Source organism: Bdellovibrio sp. HCB274 (assembly GCF_047306075.1).
GTDB lineage: Bacteria > Bdellovibrionota > Bdellovibrionia > Bdellovibrionales > Bdellovibrionaceae > Bdellovibrio.
Genome location: NZ_CP178623.1, coordinates 1,373,320 through 1,390,934 on the forward strand (window position 1 = coordinate 1,373,320; position 17,615 = coordinate 1,390,934).

A 17,615-nucleotide genomic window follows, 5' to 3' on the forward strand; every position below is an offset into this window, starting at 1 on the left:
TTACATTCCGTCTGCTTGAAGGGCTCTGAATCCATTCAGAAGATGCAGATATTCCTGCGCCAGGGTTGTGGAGTTTTTTGAAGAACGCTCGCTGATATTGCAGCTGTGATCGTCACAGGTCATAACTGCCTGACAGGATTGCAGGTTGCAGCTAAGCTGGTCATCGTTCACCACGTATGAAATCATCATGTTGCCACGGCCCGCTTCAATTTCGGCAAGCTGCTTATAGCAATCATTTACTTTTGTGCGGTCGACGTAGACGGGGCAAAGCCATTCCTTCGCCACCTGGCTAAATTCTGCAAAGCTGGAGTTGGATCTCAAACTTTTCTCGGCAACGTATCCATATAAAGACAAAGCCATGCTTTTTTCGCAGTCACGGGGAGCCAGTTCACAAAAATATTTGTAATGACTTAGCATCGGCCCCTGAAAGTCGCCCCATTTCCCGGCATAGTGGGAAAACATCGGACGCATACGCAAGCAGCCGCCATCCGAGCATTTCACATTTAAGTCGGGATTGATCGTGGCCCACTTGTTGTTGGGATAGCGATTATCCTGCTCGACATAAAAGTGCCCATCGCTGTGCAGTCTTTCAAAGCGAGTTCCGGTGAAGGAGCCCGCCACAGCAATATGCCATTTTTTTGAAAGCTCCTGTGCGTTGATCCAACCGCTGTTGCAACCATAGATAACGGCATAAGCGTTTACATCAAAATGACCGGCAATGGATTTTACAATGGGTTGACGGAAATCATAACGGAAACCCAATCCATCGGCCTGCGTGCCCAAAGACGGGGAGTTGTGACCAAAGAATTCCAAGGAACGGATCTTGTTATACTTAAGAATTTCTTTGGAGATCGAGTTTGTTTCAAACTTCTGATCATTTTTAACGATGAAGACCCAGCCTTTGCTGGCCAGGCGCGCTTCGTTGGTGGCGTTTTCAAAAACAGACATCAGGACGATCTGCTCATCGGGAAAATTTAATTTATATAGTTGCGCACGAGTTAGCGCAGATTTTTGCGGTTCTTCGCTAAGATCAGTGCCTCGGCCTGAAACCAAAATACGTACGCGTTTGTTAGCGTCAACGAATTGTCCTTCGGGGATCGCTACAAAGTAAGCCTGGGCCGTGGTTGCCATGGAAATAAGTAATAGGACCGAGCAGATTAGGGATTTCATAGGACTTCCTTTTTGGCTTTTGCTTTGCGAACGGTGGCCAGGATCATAGGGGAGGCGGTGATTAAAAAGTTATGAACGTAATTGCCGTTGGCAGAGATCACGCGGATCTCGACAGATTTCTGACCATCGGCGATAGCCTGCAATTTTGCGGCATCAATTTTTACTTCGTGGGAATGTTTCAGCAGGGCTTCGGCATTCAAACCTGTTTCCGTGATAAAGCGTTTGAAGGTTTCCTGGTCATAAGATGCCAGATCAATTGTCGAAGTTTTCAGAGTGATTCCGTTTTCCGGGATAGTGGACAATGCCGAAACGGGAATAGATAAAAAATGAAAGTGCTCAAAGAACGGTGAGTCCTGGCTTTCAGTTACAAACTCTCCTTGCACGGCGAGGCAAGCAGCTTGTTCGGCTGACCAGTTTGTTAGTGAATTTAGAAGCTCACGACGGGAGATCATATCTGGTTATCTCCACGACCCCGTTTAATTTTAATTAAAGCCGAGCGCGATGCGGTGAAGTAGAAATGATGGGCCAAGTTGCCCTTTGGAGTCATAACAGTGATTTTCACTTCTTTTTCGCCGTCTGCGATTCTTTCAAGTTCGTTTTTTGTGAACGTCACAGAGTGGGAGTGCGTGCGAAGACTGCCGCCATCAAGGCCGGTCTCTTTGATAAACTCGTTAAAGGCCTTTTCATCCGAAGAAGCCTGATCGAGGGGACTGGTGCGAGTGGTGTACCCGTTGTCTGATGGTTTGATCAAAACGGACAGAGGAATTGCCAGAATATGGAAGTGCTCATAGCGGGCAAAGTAAGTGGCTTCCGCCGTCACTTGATCCATGCGAATCAGGCAGGCTTCGCCGGTCGCCACAGGCAGTTCTGCAGCTAATACATTCTTCGACATAGTAAGGGCTGCCCCCGTTAGGGCGGCACCTTTTAAAAAGTGTCTTCTGTTCATGGAAAGAGGTTTACCAGAGAGCCTGGAAAACCTGCTAAGTATTTGGAATCATAGTGGTGCCCACAGGTCACCACTTGATATTTCATTCAACAAATCACCCTGGAAAGGGTCAGATTTCGCGTTTAATTTGAGCTAGGTATTCTTTGATAAAGGTAACACGATGTTGCGCCTCTTTTTTGGCGGTGTCCGTATTCATCAGATCCAGCAGTTTAAATAGCTTTTGATAGAAATGATCGATGCCAAAGTTCTTATCATCAAGTGTGCGTTGCTCGGCCCAAGGGTCTTCTTCCGCGTAAAAGGGACGGCTCATTAACGAACTTGTGGCAAAACAACGGGCGATACCGATCGCCCCCAGGGAATCCAGACGGTCTGCATCCTGAACGATCTTGGCTTCCAATGTCGTCGGTTTTATATTGGCGCTATAGCTGTGGGCTTCGATCGCGTGGCGAATATCCTCAAAGAACTCTTCTGGGTATTGAACTGATTTTAGATACTCAATCGTTGCTTCAGCGGAAAGAGCTGAGGCATAGGATCTGCGGGGATCGCCTTTTGGAACGTTGATGAAGTCGTGAAAGAAGGCGGCCGGCATAACCACTTCCCAACGGCCTTTTTCTGAATCGCAAAGACTTTTAGCGGTATTAACCACGCGTTGGATGTGCAGGAAGTCATGGGCGGGATCTGATGTTGGATACAAAACCCGCGCTTTGTTCTTGAAAAGATGGAACCATTTTTTTTCGTCAAATGCCTGCTGTTCTTGATTCATGAATTCCATCTCTTAATTTTGGATTACTGACCCACTCGTTTCACTGAAGGAGAAGTAAGTTTGTCAAAATACGCAGTTAAGAACTGATCCGAATAATTGTCAACATGGTCAAATGTCACAAAGCCGTAACCCTGGTTGCCCCATTCAGGACCCCAGGAGTTTTTAAACATAAACAAGCGACGATCAGAATCATAACCCACCAAAAGAATGGCGTGGCCACCACATGGGATTTTTGCGCTTGCGCACTGCTCAGCGATTTCCGGAGTCATTGTGAAAGTACCTTTGGCATCATTGATGTGGGGAATCGCCACATTTAAGGTCACAACCACAGGGCGGTTTTGCTTGATCTCTGTCATCACGTGCTCAGACCAGGGACGTTGCACGAACATCTGTGTCAGCTGTTTAAAGTTAAGGCTTCTGATTTGCACCTTTGGAACTTTTTGTTTGCGCAAATCATAAAACGCCAGTTGCTGATTGCTAAGTGGCTTGGTGAAATCCGGGCTGTCTTCCTGATAAGGAAGCTCGGCCTCTTCATAAACATACATGTCGTTTTTAATGGTTTGAAGAAGATCATAGGTATTGCCGAATTCAACTTCAGGGCGCCACGCATTGGCTACCTTATGACGGAAGATTTCAAACTCTTCCGAAATATCATAGTCTTCGCCAGTCAATTTTTTGAAAGTCGATTCAACCAGGGCGTTCACTGCAAAGTAAGCGCAGGTATCACGTTTTTTCTGGTTCTTAACCGGAGTTTGAATATCAGAAAGTACGATGCTTTCGGCCTTGGCGTCCTTTAGATAAAAAGAGCACAATAGGGCCGCAGAGAAAAATAGAGTGCGGATCACAAACGTCATTTTAATTCCTTCATATTAAATATCGTTCAGTGATTCTGCAAACTTGTGGCCAATTAAGAAGGAATACGGCGGGGTTTGAAGACAAGGCAAGGACAGGGCCGGGTAAGAAATTACCGGGTTGTACAGGATTTGGTCATGGGCTTTTTATGAGGCTCAATCGGGCTCCGGTAAGTCAACCAGGCTTTGAGATTCATCCCAAGGCTCCCACACCTCCACCTTATTGCCTTCCGGATCATAGAACCAGGCAAAGCGACCGCGGTTATTTTCGTCGATGTGATCGACGATTTTTATTCCCGAAGAAGCGAGAGTTTGCATCAGTGGAGCCAGGCGTTGCACCTGGAAGCTCAACATTTGGGGCTTTTTACCCTCGGTCATTTCCAGATGTTCTTCGATGAAGCCACCGCGTTCATCGCGGTGCAGGTGAAGATTTTCTTCGTACCATCGGCTTAATTTTTCTGAACGATTTTGATGTGTATCCATGAGCTAATAATCTGCCTGTGTTCTGGTCCGAACAAGACCAGTCATGGTCTGTTGTTTGATGGCAGTTCATTTCCTGTGAATGATTTTTAGGACTTAAAGATAGTGAAGTGATCAAAGACCTGGGGCTCATTCATTTCAGCAAGCCAAGGATGTGACTGAAATATACGATGTCGGATATAACGACCGCGGGCGACGACTTGAATGGAGCGTGTTTTTGCAATAGCCTTTAAATCTTCCAGGGTCTTATCAACTGCCGGAGCACTTCCGAAATCAAAAATAAAATAGTAGTCAGCTGAGACCGGTACAAACTGGGGATCGGTCAGATCCTGGGTTTTAATTGCGACTAACGGATAATCAAACTTTTTAAGAATGCGACAGCCTTCGTTCACACGCTCGGCCACAAGTTCGTAGCCGGTGAACTTCACTTTGGGATAATGTTTGCCGACCACAAAAGCCATGCGACCATATCCACACCCCAGATCCACGATGTGCTGGCCCTCCGTGGGTTTTAATAACTCAAGAATGTGACGGATTTCCGTATAGGGAGTTTGCAGTGCTTGTACGGGAAGCCCGCGCCAGAAATTTACGGGGATTTCTTTATTAGCCTGAACGTTGTAGCTCTGCGAGCTCAGTAAAGCATGTTCAATTTCAGCGGTTTTAAATCCCAGCCACTCATCAACCACGACAGAATGTTCTTGCGCCTCTTGATAAGAGTGTTCGTCATCGTTGATCAGTGGAAAGGGCCCTTGCGGGGTAAATTCAATTGCGCTCAATAACCTTTTATAAACTTGAGATATCGTTCTGTAAAGCGGTAATGCGAACTGTGGATTTAAGCTTGCCCGCCAAAGAACGGTCTCGCACACCTTCCGTTTCCAGTTTCATCTTGATCAATTCAGGATCACGCAATTCCGGATTTTGCAGCATCAAGGCCGCTGCCAAACCTGTAACCCACGCCGTGGCCTGAGAGGTACCGGTCATGATTCCAAATTGGCCGCCGGGCAGGGAAGAGTATACGTTCTTGCCCGGGGCCGCGATATCCACACTTTTAGATCCGTAATTACTGCTGTCGATCAGATGACGATCACTATCCAAAGCTGCGACGGAAATTATATTTCGCAAATTATAACCCGCAGGATAATATCCTATCTTATCGGTATTACGACCATCATTGCCGGCGGCAGCGACAAAGAGAATTCCTTTCTCCTGGGCTTCACGGATTGCCTGCTCTTCCAGAGCACTGCGTGTGTCGCCACCGCCAGAATAATTAATAATGTCCGCTTTCATTTTAATCGCATACCGAATTGCACGAACGGTATTGACTAAATTCACCCGGCCTGACTGTTCAGGATCATAATATTTTAAGACCATGAATTTCACTCGCTTGGACAGGGTCCGCTGGCGAATGATGCCGGCAATATGAGTTCCGTGCCCATGGTGATCAGCAAGATCACTGTTTTCAGAAACAAAATTCCATCCGTGGAGGTCCCCGGCATATCCATTGCCATCGTTATCCAAGCCATTTGTTTTTTCTTTGGGATTCACCCAAAGGTTGTCCTTAATAAGGGGATGATTGATGTCGACACCGGTATCGATGATTGCAATGACGATGTCGCGATCAGGTTCCAAGGTGCGTGGCAAAGCCACTGCGGGCCAAAAAACCGGAGTCGCAGAGAGTATTCCAAAGAAAGTTTTTTGAATCAGATTCAGTGATCTCATGTCCGCCCCCGTTGCTTGGGGGTATTGCACGGGGCGGGCCAGCTATAAGCAAATCTAATGGGGTCTCATTCAGAGATTTGTCACTTGTGTTTATAAATCCTTAAACAGCGTAAAACGCATTTCAGCTGTCTAAAAGGCGACATACATACACAACTTTTAAACACCAGCTTAAAAGTTCCTCTAATTTGACTGCTATATTTGCTTATGATGGAACAGGGATTCTGGAAGCGGGCGATCCCACTATATAGTGGGACCTGCCATCTGCTTTAGGCGACTCGTTTGATTCCGGGCGGATTCGCCACAGTGTATTTGTTGCGACCCGTTTGCTTCGACGTATAAAGAGCCTCATCGACGCGTTTATACCAGCCGTCTGGATTTTCACCGGCTTCAAGCTGGGCGATACCCAAGCTGACGGTAAAGCGGATTTCCAGATTCCCGTGAACGAAGACCTCTTTACGGATCTTCGCCATACACTCATCCACCATTTTGATGGCGGCTTTGGTATCACAACCAGGAAGGATCACCGCGAATTCTTCGCCACCCAGGCGGGCTACAAAGTCCACCTCGCGGCTAAAGCTTTCCTGCAGCAAGCGCACGCACTGTTGCAGGACGAAATCGCCGATATCATGCCCATAGGCATCGTTGATCTTCTTAAAGAAGTCGATATCAAACAACAACATCGTCACCGGATCGTGATCCAGTTGGTTGATTTGGATGTAGCGTTTTACCTGCTCATCGAAACTCTTACGATTGTGAGCTCCGGTCAAATGATCTGAACGCATGGTGCGATTGGCTTCCATCAGTTGCTTTTTGACTGTGGAAAGACTTTTCTTTACCGACTCCATACGTTTTGAGCGGCGCTCGTTAGAGCTGGTTTGATGCTTCAAATAGAAATCAATAAACTCACGGGATTTGGCACGCAGGTCCTCGATGGAGTTGGACTCCACAGCTTCACGCAATTGCGCAAGGCTTGCATTAACCTGTCCTTCCGAAGTGGCTTCAGCCGCGACTTCGTCCCCTAAGTTGTCAGCAAAGTCCCAGATGATGCGTTTAAAATCATCAAAAGTGTTTTGCACGTATGTGGTTTCATCAATGCGATAGCTTGAGAAAAACTGACGGAAGCGGAAAAGAGCATCCTCTAATTCAGCACCTTCCAGTGTCATCAGTTCCTTGGCAACAGTATCAAGCTTGGCGCGTACTTTACGTACCGAGTGATTTTGCACCTCGAACAGGTTTTTATTTAAGACATCCAGAATAAATAGCAACGTCGCACGATCTTCAGATAAAGAAGGTCCGTCCTTGCCTTTGGAGTCTTTGTTATGAGGTGCAGATCCCCAGTCCATGTCCAACTGATCAACCAGCTTTTTCATCCACTGTTTCAACTTCTGCCTCCGGGAAATATCAGCAAAATATCATCATTTCTATTTCGGAAAATATGAGTTGAATGTTTACGGCTTCCAGACGCAAGTCGGGTCGATTCTCACAATGATACGTGGTGCGATGGTGCTTTTTCGCAACTGTGTGAAGGTTTTCTCAAGTCCTCATCACAAGAATACTAAAATATCCATTAATTGACGAAAAAGGAGTCACCCTATGGGCACGAGTGCGCAACTTACCGGACCTGATTTTTCCAAAGGTGTATCGGTGGAGCTGATTCAGGAAGGTGAGACTTTGCTGGGGCACGTGGGTGATAAATCAGTCCTGTTGGTTAACGTGGAAGGGGAAATCTATGCCGTCGGTGCCAACTGTTCGCATTATGGCGGGCCGTTAAATCAAGGCCTATTGGTAGGTCACCATATTCATTGTCCCTGGCATCACTCCAGTTTTAACGTGAAAACCGGAGAGGCGGAAAAAGCCCCGGCACTGACGCCTATTTCCTGCTGGCAAACTGAAATCGTCGATGAAAAAATCTTTGTCAAAGGCAAGAAAACCATTCCTCTGCCCATCCTGCGCGGAACGGAAAGTCAGCAGGTGGTGATAGTGGGCGGTGGGGCCGCGGGGACTTCCTGTGCAGCGATGTTGCGCCGTCAGGGTTTTGCCGGGACCATTCAAATGGTCAGTCATGACGAGGCTTCGCCCTATGATCGCACCAATCTTTCGAAAGACTATTTATCAGGGAATGCTCCGGAAGACTGGCTGCCTATTCTGAAGGATTCGTTTTTTGAAAAGAATAAGATTCAGCTTAATTTAAATACGGATGCGGTGAAAATCGAATCTGAAAAAAAGACGGTGGAGCTGTCAGATGGACGGCTTCTGCACTACGATAAACTTTTGCTGGCCACAGGCGGGGAGCCGATCACTCCTCCTATCCCTGGTGTGAATGGCGAAAATGTGATGATGTTAAGAACGCTTAAAGACTGCCGCAAGATCATCAGCAGATGTGAGGAAGGTAAAACAGTCGTAGTGATTGGTGCTGGTTTTATCGGTCTGGAGGTGGCGGCATCTTTGACTCAACGTAAAATTGCAGTTCATGTGGTGGCTCCTGAAGAAATGCCGCTGATTAAAAGCCTGGGCATTCATGTGGGCAGCTATTTAAAACACGTACACGAATCCCATGGTGTGCGCTTTCATTTGGGACACACAGTGAAAGAGATTCTGACAGACCGGGTGATTCTGGATGATCTAACCAGCGTGGAATGTGATTTTGTCATTGTGGGAGCCGGCATAAAACCAAATTTACAACTGGCCGAGCAAGCCGGCTGCGAACTGGATCACGGTGTTCTGGTAAATGAATACCTCGAAACCAGTGTGCCGGGAATTTTTGCGGCGGGAGATATTGCGCGCTGGCCTGATCCCAGAAGTCAGCGTCCTATTCGGGTGGAGCACTGGGAAGTGGCAGAACGTCAAGGGCAGGTCGTTGCCTGCAATATGTTAAGAAGTAAAACCAAATATCAGGACGTACCGTTTTTTTGGACCCAGCAGTTTGATAAAATCATTTGTTACATCGGTCATTCCGATCGATTTGACCGAATGGATGTATTGGGTGATCCATTAAAAGATGATTTCGCTGTCGTCTATTATGAAGATGATCGCATTGTGGCATTTTTGTCAGTGGGACGGGATCTGGAAAACCTGAAAGTCGAGCAGGCGCTGCAAAGAATCGACTACGATAAGGTGGAGGAGATTTTGCGTGACTATGAGCGCCACCTAAAAAGAACCGAACCACCACCACCAAATTATTTTGAGCCCAGTCCTTAACAAGGAAAGGGCTCAACTTGAAACTAGTGTTGGGCGTGCATTTCGCCTTCGTCCAGCGATGCATCCAAAGAAATTTCTGTATCCAAGAGACGTGATACCGGGCAATTGTTCTTGGCATCTTCCGCGATGGATTTAAACTTACTGGCATCAATGCCCGGAACCTTTGCGCGCAAAACCAGGTTGGAATGGGTGATGACCCAGTCGGAACCATTTTTTTCAATACTGACCGCGGCGCTGACCTGCAGGGACTCTGGCGTGAAATTTTGCTGAGTCAAGGCAGCAGCTAAAGCCATGGTAAAACAAGATGAGTGAGCCGCCGCGATAAGTTCTTCGGGATTCGTGCCTGGATCATTTCCAAATCGGCGCATCAGGGAGTAAGGGGCCTTACTGAGCACTCCGCTTTCAGTTGAGATTTCTCCCTGACCTTGTTGCAGGTTGCCTCTCCAGATGACATTGGCTTTTCTTTCCATACGAATCCTCCTTTTTGTGAGTTAAAAGAGTAAGGGGGATTGCCGCAGACGTTGACCGCCAGATAAGGACTTTGTTAAAGATCATTCTATGAGTCAGTATCCACAGAAAATTGCAGTGATCGGAAATGCCGGGGCGGGGAAAACCGTTTTGTCCCGTCAGTTGGCAGTGCTTTTAAAGCTTCCTTTGACCCATGTGGATTCCATTCAGTTTTTGCCTGGGATGAAAATCAGACCTCATAAGGAATCCATTGCCATGCTGATGGCAGTACAGGAAAGTTCTCATTGGATCATCGATGGGTATGGACCTTTGGATATTTTGGAAAAACGACTGCAGCAAGCAGACTGTATAGTCATGATTGATTACCCTTTGTGGCGCCACTACTGGTGGGCGACGAAAAGACAGATCGTAAATCTATGGAGCCCGCGAAAAGAGTTACCCCAGGGCTGCAGCGAGGTTTCCTGGGAGCAAACCCAAAAGCTATATAAGACAATCAAAAAGGTTCATCAACAGATGCGCCCGGAGCTTCTGCGAATTCTGAATCGCGATCATCTGAAGCAAAAAGTCGTCTGGATTCGCAATCTTTCTCAACTAAAAAGTGTTTCTCGTGGAGAGCTTTTTCCCGTTGGTCTTTGACAGGAATTATTTGTAAAAATTGAATTCAGTTGGCAATCCTGAGGCCGGGCGTACACTTTTTGAATGAGTGAGAGTTTGTATATCACAATTCTGGTGTTTTCCGGAACGATGCTGGTCAACGTCCTGACGTCAACCGCTCTATGGTACATTCATCGCAATCGGATTTTCGGTTACATCACTTTGAGCTGGGTTATTACGGCTATCAACTTTTTTATGCAAAGCCGGTTTGTCGGATTTGACTATAAGATGCTTCTGGCCTTCAGCTTTTATGTTCTTGCAAGTTGGGTCTATTACGAAATCACATTGGCATTACTGGGAAAAGATGGCAGTCGCCGGTGGATTTATCCGGTACCGGTAACTTTGATTCTTTTGGGTTTGGTTACTCTTTATCTGACTAAATCTTATCGGGCGGCCTCTTTTTTTAGTGCTGTTGCCATCGCGATGCCTTTGATCGCGGCAGCGGCCAAAGCCTTCCGTCACAACGTCGGCCGGGATGATATCAAAGGTTTTAGAGTATTGGCTTTGTTGCTGTTCTTGTTGGCGCTTCATTATCTGGACTATCCGTTCCTAAGACAAAGCGAGGCGGGAGCAGTCTTTGGCTATACGATGGCGTTTCTTTTGACGTTTTCTTTCTCGATTTTCTTTCCGAGCTTCCTTTTATGGCAGATGGCTGGCCAATACAGTGGCAAACTTCAAGAGGAAGTAACCAAGCAAACCAAAGAGCTCGTGGCCCTCGACACTCGCAATAAAGCTTTGCTGTCCATTCTTATTCATGATTTGGCGACACCCGTGACCACAGCGATGCTATCGCTGGGAAAAATGGAGAGAATTGGGCAGAATCTTTCATTGGATCGACTGCGTAAGTCTTTAAATCATATCATGAGCACCATCGAAAAAGTGCGTGAGCTTCAGGCCGTGTCTTCAGGTAAAAAAAATCTGGAACTGGAGATGGGGGACCCTCTGGTCGCAGTGCATGGAGCTGTTCAATATCATGCTGAACAGCTGGTTGCGCAAAACCTGACGGTTCGGTATTTAGATGATCGCAAAAATTTCAGTTCAGCAGTTATGATTGATGCCCAGTTGTTGCAGGCCCAGGTGATGGGGAACCTGATAAGTAATGCGATTAAGTTTTCTCCGCGAGGGGAGGAGATCGTCATTCATCTTTATGATGATGCCCATTACCTGAACATCGAGGTGATTGACTTTGGTATCGGCATTCCTGAAAACCTGGCCGGAAAGCTATTTTCATTTTCCGGGGCGACGACGCGCAAAGGGTTGCACAATGAAAAAGGGACAGGTTTTGGCCTGCCCCTGGTTAAAGCTTACGTCGATATGATGCACGGACGAATTGAATTTAAATCCAACTACAAAGATCCCAGATATACCCGGGATATTGGCGTCTGCATGCGGGTTAAACTTCCCTTGGTTGCAAAACAACCGCTTCTTTCAAGGCCACCTGAGAAGGCGACGTAAAGATAGCGCGCTGTTTATACCAGGAAGTAAACATCAAATGAAACCACTCGAATACTTCCAACAAAATCATGGCGGCTGCTTTTGACTCCTCATCCGTCAGCTGTAATTCGTTCAGGTCCAACTGATGGGTTTCATCAATCCAGCTGCCTTGTTGGTGGCTCGCTTCTTCAAAGAAATGGTGATCGCCGAAGTATTTCAAAGCCTCTGGCGAGTGGGAGTCTGAAGCTCTTACCGCCTCGATAAACACCGCAAAGGCCAATTCCAGGCACTCGATCATCAGCAGGCGGACGCCGGCGCTGTTTTGTTGAAAAGTCAGCGACATCATTTTGTACGTCGCCTGACGAACACGCCAGTTGTCGTTGGACCAAATCTGTCGAAGTGCAGTTGTCGTCTTGGTGCCCCAAGCGCTCTGACCGACATTCATCGTCTCAAGGTCATCCAGGAATAGCTGCCAGTGCTCGAGGTCTTCCTTGCAGTGATGATTAACAGCTTTTTCAAGCGTCGTCGTCGCCTGCGGATACTCCAGATTTAAAAGCAGATCTTTAAAGCCCAACACAAAGAAACTCATGGCAGGGGCAAATGAGAGGGGCGTTTTCGAAGAACGAATCCAATGTATCAAGACATGCTCATTCAATTTACTTTTTTCGGCAAATAACATTTTGTTAAAATCCATTTGTGCTCCGGTTGCAAAGTTAAATTCTTACGATCACTCTTAGGTGTATACCTCTAAAAGGATGCAACATATGCTGCAGAAAATGAATCTCCTGGTGGTCGAGGATGACCAAGACCTCGGAGAAATGATTGCTGATTCTTTGAAAGATCTTTTTCAAACAGTTGAATTCACAACGAACTTCGATACGGCCGTGGGCATCCTCTCTGACCTAAAACCTGACGTTATTGTCACAGATCAAAATATCGAAGGCGGCTTTGGTATTGCTTTGGTGGCCCATGCACGCAAGGGAAATGTGAATACAGTCGCGATCGTGCAAACCGGCAACCCGTCTTTGGAATTACAGACCGAAGCTGCACGCTTAGGCAGTGTGGAAATCATCGAAAAACCCTTTGATGCCCAGTTGCTGCACCTGCGGGTTTCGCAACTGATTATCGCTGAATCTATGAGACGAAAGATGGACGCTGAACAAAAACCAGAACTGCGCAACTGAATGGGTGGAGTGATCTGTGGCAGCAGAAATTAAGAAACTTAATATTCTACTGATCGAAAGCGACGACCAACAGGCGGAGTTTGTTCGGGAGTGTTTGCATCAGATTGCCGAAGTGGATGTTTCGGTGACCCGGGAGGCGTTCTTAAATAAAGCTATTCAGCGTTTAAGCGAAGAGAAATTCGATGTCATTCTTTTGGATCCGCATTTGCCTGACAGCTCTTACGTTGAAACTCTTCCACGCATAAGCAAAGTGGCCAGCGATCTGCCGATTATTGTTCTGTCAGTGCTATCCGACCGTGACAGCACAATCCGCGCCGTACAGGAAGGGGCTTTTGACTTTCTTAATAAAGCCCATCTTACCTCCGAAATGTTATTTCGCTCGATCTTTCGCGCGATCGAGCGCAAAGAGGCCGAAATTAAAATCAAGCAGCAACTTCATCAAACGGCGCTGCTTTCGGATCTTAGTCAGTTCGCCCTGAATGAAGTGAATGTTGAAAAGGTCAAATTACGCTGCCGCGAAATCCTGCTGAATGCCTTATTGGTGGATTTCGTGCAGTTTGTAGAGCCTTCAGATCAGGCGGTGAAGTCCCTGGCCCGAATGGTCAGTGACGGGGTTCCTTTTTTATCTGGCGAGTTGGAGCATCTGGGACTTGAAGAGGAAAAACGCAAAATGGCTGACGCTGGTTTGAAATCCGGTGTCAACATGGTGATCGTCAGCAAGGACCTGGATGTGCCTCCCTTGGTGATGATGATTTACGATCATCGCGACCGCGTTTTTAAGTATGACGAAATTGAGTTCGTCAAGGCCGTGGCGAATATCATCTCCTCGGTTTCCACGCACTCCTATCTTGAGCGTATGGTTCAGCAAAAAATTGAGAGTTTGAAACAGGCCCATCAAAAGAAAGATGAGTTCCTGGCGACCCTGTCCCATGAGCTGCGTACGCCTTTAAATATTATTACCGGCTATCTGGAAATCGTGAAAGAGTCTGAATTGAATTCTCCTGAATATCAGAATGCCATGCAGATCATTGATTCAAATCTTAAAATTGAAACCCGTCTGATCGGGGAGATTTTGGATGTTTCGCGAATCATCACGGGAAAAATGAAACTCGATCTAAGTTTCTTTGCCCTGGATGATATGATCGAGTCTTGTGTTGAATCCCTAAGTCTAGCGACCGCTGCCAAGAAGCTAAGGTTGGAACTGCATCTGGCGCCTAATTTAGGAAGAATGTGGGGCGACCGGGACCGCATGCAACAGGTAATTTGGAATCTTCTTTCCAATGCCGTCAAATTCACGGCGGTGGGGGGCAAAATTATTATTAATGCCCGACGAATGGGGGATCTGTTTGAGTTTACGATCGAGGATAACGGCGTGGGTATCAATATCGAAAACCACAAAGATGTCTTCAATCGGTTTTGGCAGGAGGATTCCGCCATCACTCGTCAGCACATGGGATTGGGATTAGGTTTGGGAATTGTTCGCCACATCGTGGAACTGCACGGGGGCACGGTCGAGGTTTTTAGTGCCGGGAAAAACCTTGGCAGCAAGTTTACAATCCGGGTTCCCATCCAACAATTACGAGCCGTGGACAGCGCTCCCGTTGAAAAAAAGGAAGTGCAGGACGTAAGTGTGCCCAATCGCAATCTTCAGGGGATGCATCTATTGGCGATTGATGACTCTGAGGATTCATTAAGCCTGCTGCAACACTTGTTACGTAAGTCGGGAGCAGTGGTGGAAGGCACCAGTGATCCGCAAAAGGGTCTGGAGCTGGCCAAAAAAGACCAGTTCGATGTGATCATCTGTGATATCGGTATGCCGGTCTTAGATGGCTATTCTTTGATTAAAAGCCTTCGTGATTGGGAGGATGACCATGGACGTGCCAACACCTCAGCGATCGCCCTTACGGCCTATGTAGGGAAAGAGGATATTGAGAAGGCACTTGAGGTGGGATTCCAGGCTCACATGCCGAAGCCTTTGAACTTGCCCCTGCTTAAAGAGAAAATTCTGGAGCTGGCCTCTCCTGGTGCCTCTTCGATGGTTGGAATCTAACCGTCTGGTTGGTCAGGTTTATTTCAATCTTGTTAATGAACCGGAAGGGACTTCAATGTCGGGGGTGCCATTCCGATATATCCGAAGATGACCCTGGGGCTGAGAATTCTTATTGCTGTATTGTCTTTGTTGATTTCCGCTTCGGCCTTTGCCGAGCAGTGGGATCTCACGCCCGAAATCAAGTGGGGATCTGCACCCGCGAAAATCAATGATCCTTTGCAGGTTCAGTTCAATAATATCCCAGGATCAACTCTGCAGCAGGGTTATACCTCGGAAAACCAATGGTTTAAAATCACTCTTCACAATGACTCCGCCCAGCCGATGGAGAAAGTTCTTTACTTTGATTCTCCGCTAATAGGACGGTTGTTGCTTTGGCGCGACAATGCTTATGCACCTTCCTATTCAGGTCCGGGATTTACCCTGGTGGAGAGAAGTTATCACTCCCGATTAGCCGCATTTCCAATCAGTCTGGAGCCTTATCAGAGTGCTGAGTTCATCATCAAAAGAGAGATTCATCATGCTTTGAATTCAAAAGTGTTTCTGGCGGATGTTAAGGATTTTGAGAGTCAGGAAGATAGCGCCCGCATGGTCTTCTTTTTTTACATTGGCGGCATCCTGGCGCTGGTCGCTTATAACTTTCTTTTGGGAGTGTACACCAACGAGCGCGATTACCTGATTTACGCTTTCTTTGCGGCGTGCTTTGGCGTTACTGCTTTGATTTTGCATGGAGTGATCGACACCTATATTTTTCTGAACAGACATCTGGTGTTTTCAAACTATTTGATGTTTTTTTCGTCGCTGTCGGCTTTCGCGGCCTGCATGTTTGTAAAAAGATTCTTGAATATTACCCGGGATATTGCAGTTTGCTATTGGGGTATTCGCATCGGGCAATGTCTCTCGCTGATACCAATGATGGCGAGCTTTTTTGCCAACACCCATCGCGGCTTATTCTGGTTGGGTTTTTGGATTGATGGAACCATTGCACTTTCCATTTTGTTCTTTATTTTCTGCGGCTTTTACATGTACTTCAAACATTCTCACAGGCTGGCGGTTTATTTTCTGTTCAGCTGGGCCGTGGTTTTTGTGGGAACTTTTGTTTGGCTGGCGGCATTTCATGGATTCATTCCGAATACCAGTGTCACGATGTACTCCCTGCTTTTTGCAAATCTGGGAGAGATGATCATTCTGTCTTTGGGGTTGGCTTACAAGATAAGAATTCTGGATGAACAAAAGCGCCGGGCACTACGAGCCGCAGAGGACAAAGAGCGCTATCATCGCCTAGTTCGGGTGCTTTCCCATGATGTGGCAAATACGGCATCTGGTCTTTTGTATCATTCAGAAATGCTGAAGAAGCACGTTCAGAACGAAGGTGCCGGTGAACATCTGGAGCGAATTCACGGTGCCACCGATCAGCTGATTCAAATTTTGAAATCTGTGAGGCACGAGGAAGTTTACCATGTTTTCAAGGAACATGCAGAGATGGAGACACTGGAGTTATTGCCGGTCTGTGAAGAGGTCGTTCGCCAGTATGCCTGGCAGTTGAAAGAAAAGAATCTTCAAGTGACTTTGAATGTTCCGGCCAATATTTCGGTTCGTGCGGATCGATCTGCTCTTTTAAACCAGGTTCTTTCAAACCTGTTTTCTAACGCGATCAAGTTCAGCAACGATAACAAGCTCATTACCGTAAATGTGTTTGAGGCGTCTGACACCGTGGTTTGTGAAATTGCGGATCAAGGGGTCGGAATTTCCGCTGACGACCTGGGACGCATTTTTTCACAAAAGCGACTCGTTACCAGTCGCGGGACGCTGAATGAAACCGGCACCGGACTGGGCACGACCCTGATCGCAGAATACATGAGATTATTTGGCGGAAAAGTCGAGATCAGTTCTGTTCATCACAGTCAGAATACAGATTCTGGAACCAAAGTGCGTTTGATTTTTCCAACTAAAGCGTGATCTTGCGAAAGCCTCAAAGTTCAGGTAGCGTTGGATTATGGATGCGATCTCCCTGTCTTCTTTTTATCATTATGTTTTCGTCTGCTTTGTTGCGCTTTTCCCACCGGTGAATCCCATCGGAACAGCCCTCATCGTAGGACCCTTCTTAAAGGGTGAAAGTCGCAGCGGAAGAATCCGCGCCGCTGCTGCCATATCCATGTACTGTTTAAGTATCTGCATCGTTACCACCATGATTGGTGGTCTTTTCTTTAAGCTTTTTGGAATCTCTATCCCCGTGGTGCAGATTGCCGGGGGATTGTTGATTGCAAGAATGGGTTTTTCCATTCTGACAGCGGCAGATCCCTCTGAAGATCAGGAGAAAGTGGTTGAACCAAAAAGTTCGGTTCATGGGAGATCCGTAAAATCCATGTTATTTTATCCCCTGGCCTTTCCAACCACGACGGGCGGAGGTACCATTTCCGTCTTGCTGGCCCTGAGTGCGAACAGCTATCATAGCAATCCCGGCATATATCTTTTCAATTTGCTGGCGACAGCGGTGGCCTGCGTGATCATGGCAGGGGTCATTTTTGCGTGCTACTCGCTAACGCCCACGATCCTGGATCGTCTGAACTCCCAGGCCTTGTCGGTTTTCAATAAGCTGAGCGGATTTTTGACATTTTGTGTGGGCATCCAAATTATGGTGGACGGCGTCTTAGGAGTTGCAAAACTGCTTATCAAAAATTGATTTTGGCGCTATCGTTTT

General features: G+C 46.9%; 18 protein-coding genes. 7 read left to right on the forward strand and 11 right to left on the reverse strand.

Features of this window, described 5'->3' with window-relative positions; translation table 11 throughout:
• The 9 genes from ACLWNV_RS06715 to ACLWNV_RS06755 form a co-directional block, all read right to left on the reverse strand.
• On the reverse strand, positions 1-1,170 hold the full coding sequence (locus ACLWNV_RS06715; RefSeq protein WP_413587160.1) for a hypothetical protein: 1,170 nt from the start codon (positions 1,168-1,170) through the stop codon (positions 1-3).
• Positions 1,167-1,622 (reverse strand): hypothetical protein, encoded by a 456-nt coding sequence (locus tag ACLWNV_RS06720; RefSeq protein WP_413587161.1) that lies wholly within the window; start codon positions 1,620-1,622, stop codon positions 1,167-1,169. Before ACLWNV_RS06720 ends, ACLWNV_RS06715 begins: the two co-directional genes overlap by 4 nt.
• On the reverse strand, positions 1,619-2,116 hold the full coding sequence (locus tag ACLWNV_RS06725; RefSeq protein ID WP_413587162.1) for a twin-arginine translocation signal domain-containing protein: 498 nt from the start codon (positions 2,114-2,116) through the stop codon (positions 1,619-1,621). The genes ACLWNV_RS06720 and ACLWNV_RS06725 overlap by 4 nt, the downstream gene beginning before the upstream one ends.
• A gap of 109 nt (positions 2,117-2,225) precedes the next feature.
• On the reverse strand, positions 2,226-2,879 hold the full coding sequence (locus ACLWNV_RS06730) for an HD domain-containing protein (RefSeq protein ID WP_413587163.1): 654 nt from the start codon (positions 2,877-2,879) through the stop codon (positions 2,226-2,228).
• A gap of 23 nt (positions 2,880-2,902) precedes the next feature.
• Positions 2,903-3,733, reverse strand: a complete 831-nt coding sequence (locus tag ACLWNV_RS06735; RefSeq protein ID WP_413587164.1) for a C1 family peptidase — start codon at positions 3,731-3,733, stop codon at positions 2,903-2,905.
• A 153-nt stretch (positions 3,734-3,886) separates the two neighbouring features.
• Complete coding sequence (locus tag ACLWNV_RS06740; protein ID WP_413587165.1) at positions 3,887-4,213, reverse strand: VOC family protein; 327 nt, start codon at positions 4,211-4,213, stop codon at positions 3,887-3,889.
• 86 nt (positions 4,214-4,299) lie between these two features.
• Entirely contained in the window at positions 4,300-4,986 is a 687-nt protein-coding gene (locus tag ACLWNV_RS06745; protein WP_413587166.1) for a methyltransferase, read from the reverse strand.
• 7 nt (positions 4,987-4,993) lie between these two features.
• On the reverse strand, positions 4,994-5,929 hold the full coding sequence (locus tag ACLWNV_RS06750; protein ID WP_413587167.1) for a S8 family peptidase: 936 nt from the start codon (positions 5,927-5,929) through the stop codon (positions 4,994-4,996).
• A 266-nt stretch (positions 5,930-6,195) separates the two neighbouring features.
• A complete protein-coding gene (locus ACLWNV_RS06755; RefSeq protein WP_413587168.1) occupies positions 6,196-7,311 on the reverse strand; it encodes a GGDEF domain-containing protein in 1,116 nt (371 codons plus the stop codon).
• Between the two features lie 211 nt (positions 7,312-7,522).
• Between ACLWNV_RS06755 and ACLWNV_RS06760 the strand changes: the two genes are divergently transcribed.
• A complete protein-coding gene (locus tag ACLWNV_RS06760; RefSeq protein ID WP_413587169.1) occupies positions 7,523-9,127 on the forward strand; it encodes an FAD-dependent oxidoreductase in 1,605 nt (534 codons plus the stop codon).
• A 23-nt stretch (positions 9,128-9,150) separates the two neighbouring features.
• Here ACLWNV_RS06760 and ACLWNV_RS06765 read toward each other — a convergent pair whose 3' ends face one another.
• Positions 9,151-9,597 (reverse strand): OsmC family protein, encoded by a 447-nt coding sequence (locus tag ACLWNV_RS06765; RefSeq protein WP_413587170.1) that lies wholly within the window; start codon positions 9,595-9,597, stop codon positions 9,151-9,153.
• 88 nt (positions 9,598-9,685) lie between these two features.
• Between ACLWNV_RS06765 and ACLWNV_RS06770 the strand changes: the two genes are divergently transcribed.
• Positions 9,686-10,231, forward strand: a complete 546-nt coding sequence (locus tag ACLWNV_RS06770) for a hypothetical protein (RefSeq protein ID WP_413587171.1) — start codon at positions 9,686-9,688, stop codon at positions 10,229-10,231.
• Between the two features lie 63 nt (positions 10,232-10,294).
• Complete coding sequence (locus tag ACLWNV_RS06775) at positions 10,295-11,704, forward strand: sensor histidine kinase (RefSeq protein ID WP_413587172.1); 1,410 nt, start codon at positions 10,295-10,297, stop codon at positions 11,702-11,704.
• On the opposite strand, the gene ACLWNV_RS06780 is transcribed toward ACLWNV_RS06775, so the two are convergent.
• Positions 11,643-12,272, reverse strand: a complete 630-nt coding sequence (locus ACLWNV_RS06780; RefSeq protein ID WP_413587173.1) for a hypothetical protein — start codon at positions 12,270-12,272, stop codon at positions 11,643-11,645. The two genes, ACLWNV_RS06775 and ACLWNV_RS06780, sit on opposite strands and share 62 nt — an antisense overlap.
• Positions 12,273-12,447: 175 nt before the next feature.
• On the opposite strand from ACLWNV_RS06780, the gene ACLWNV_RS06785 reads away from it, so the two are divergent.
• The 4 genes from ACLWNV_RS06785 (at position 12,448) to ACLWNV_RS06800 (ending at position 17,597) form a co-directional block, all read left to right on the forward strand.
• Complete coding sequence (locus ACLWNV_RS06785; protein ID WP_413587174.1) at positions 12,448-12,867, forward strand: response regulator; 420 nt, start codon at positions 12,448-12,450, stop codon at positions 12,865-12,867.
• A gap of 16 nt (positions 12,868-12,883) precedes the next feature.
• A complete protein-coding gene (locus ACLWNV_RS06790; RefSeq protein WP_413587175.1) occupies positions 12,884-14,917 on the forward strand; it encodes a response regulator in 2,034 nt (677 codons plus the stop codon).
• A gap of 87 nt (positions 14,918-15,004) precedes the next feature.
• A complete protein-coding gene (locus ACLWNV_RS06795; protein ID WP_413587176.1) occupies positions 15,005-16,873 on the forward strand; it encodes a 7TM diverse intracellular signaling domain-containing protein in 1,869 nt (622 codons plus the stop codon).
• Positions 16,874-16,910: 37 nt separating this feature from the next.
• Entirely contained in the window at positions 16,911-17,597 is a 687-nt protein-coding gene (locus tag ACLWNV_RS06800; protein WP_413587177.1) for a MarC family protein, read from the forward strand.
• Positions 17,598-17,615 lie beyond the last annotated feature (18 nt).

Excerpts from the sequence above, each read along its gene's own strand:
- ACLWNV_RS06760 (WP_413587169.1), top strand. The coding sequence starts at position 7,523 with ATGGGCACGAGTGCGCAACTTACCGGACCTGATTTTTCCAAAGGTGTA.
- ACLWNV_RS06725 (WP_413587162.1), bottom strand. The coding sequence starts at position 2,116 with ATGAACAGAAGACACTTTTTAAAAGGTGCCGCCCTAACGGGGGCAGCC.
- ACLWNV_RS06730 (WP_413587163.1), bottom strand. The coding sequence starts at position 2,879 with ATGAATCAAGAACAGCAGGCATTTGACGAAAAAAAATGGTTCCATCTT.
- ACLWNV_RS06785 (WP_413587174.1), top strand. The coding sequence starts at position 12,448 with ATGCTGCAGAAAATGAATCTCCTGGTGGTCGAGGATGACCAAGACCTC.
- ACLWNV_RS06720 (WP_413587161.1), bottom strand. The coding sequence starts at position 1,622 with ATGATCTCCCGTCGTGAGCTTCTAAATTCACTAACAAACTGGTCAGCC.
- ACLWNV_RS06780 (WP_413587173.1), bottom strand. The coding sequence starts at position 12,272 with ATGAGTTTCTTTGTGTTGGGCTTTAAAGATCTGCTTTTAAATCTGGAG.
- ACLWNV_RS06800 (WP_413587177.1), top strand. The coding sequence starts at position 16,911 with ATGGATGCGATCTCCCTGTCTTCTTTTTATCATTATGTTTTCGTCTGC.
- ACLWNV_RS06715 (WP_413587160.1), bottom strand. The coding sequence starts at position 1,170 with ATGAAATCCCTAATCTGCTCGGTCCTATTACTTATTTCCATGGCAACC.
- ACLWNV_RS06765 (WP_413587170.1), bottom strand. The coding sequence starts at position 9,597 with ATGGAAAGAAAAGCCAATGTCATCTGGAGAGGCAACCTGCAACAAGGT.
- ACLWNV_RS06775 (WP_413587172.1), top strand. The coding sequence starts at position 10,295 with ATGAGTGAGAGTTTGTATATCACAATTCTGGTGTTTTCCGGAACGATG.
- ACLWNV_RS06770 (WP_413587171.1), top strand. The coding sequence starts at position 9,686 with ATGAGTCAGTATCCACAGAAAATTGCAGTGATCGGAAATGCCGGGGCG.
- ACLWNV_RS06735 (WP_413587164.1), bottom strand. The coding sequence starts at position 3,733 with ATGACGTTTGTGATCCGCACTCTATTTTTCTCTGCGGCCCTATTGTGC.
- ACLWNV_RS06740 (WP_413587165.1), bottom strand. The coding sequence starts at position 4,213 with ATGGATACACATCAAAATCGTTCAGAAAAATTAAGCCGATGGTACGAA.
- ACLWNV_RS06795 (WP_413587176.1), top strand. The coding sequence starts at position 15,005 with ATGACCCTGGGGCTGAGAATTCTTATTGCTGTATTGTCTTTGTTGATT.
- ACLWNV_RS06750 (WP_413587167.1), bottom strand. The coding sequence starts at position 5,929 with ATGAGATCACTGAATCTGATTCAAAAAACTTTCTTTGGAATACTCTCT.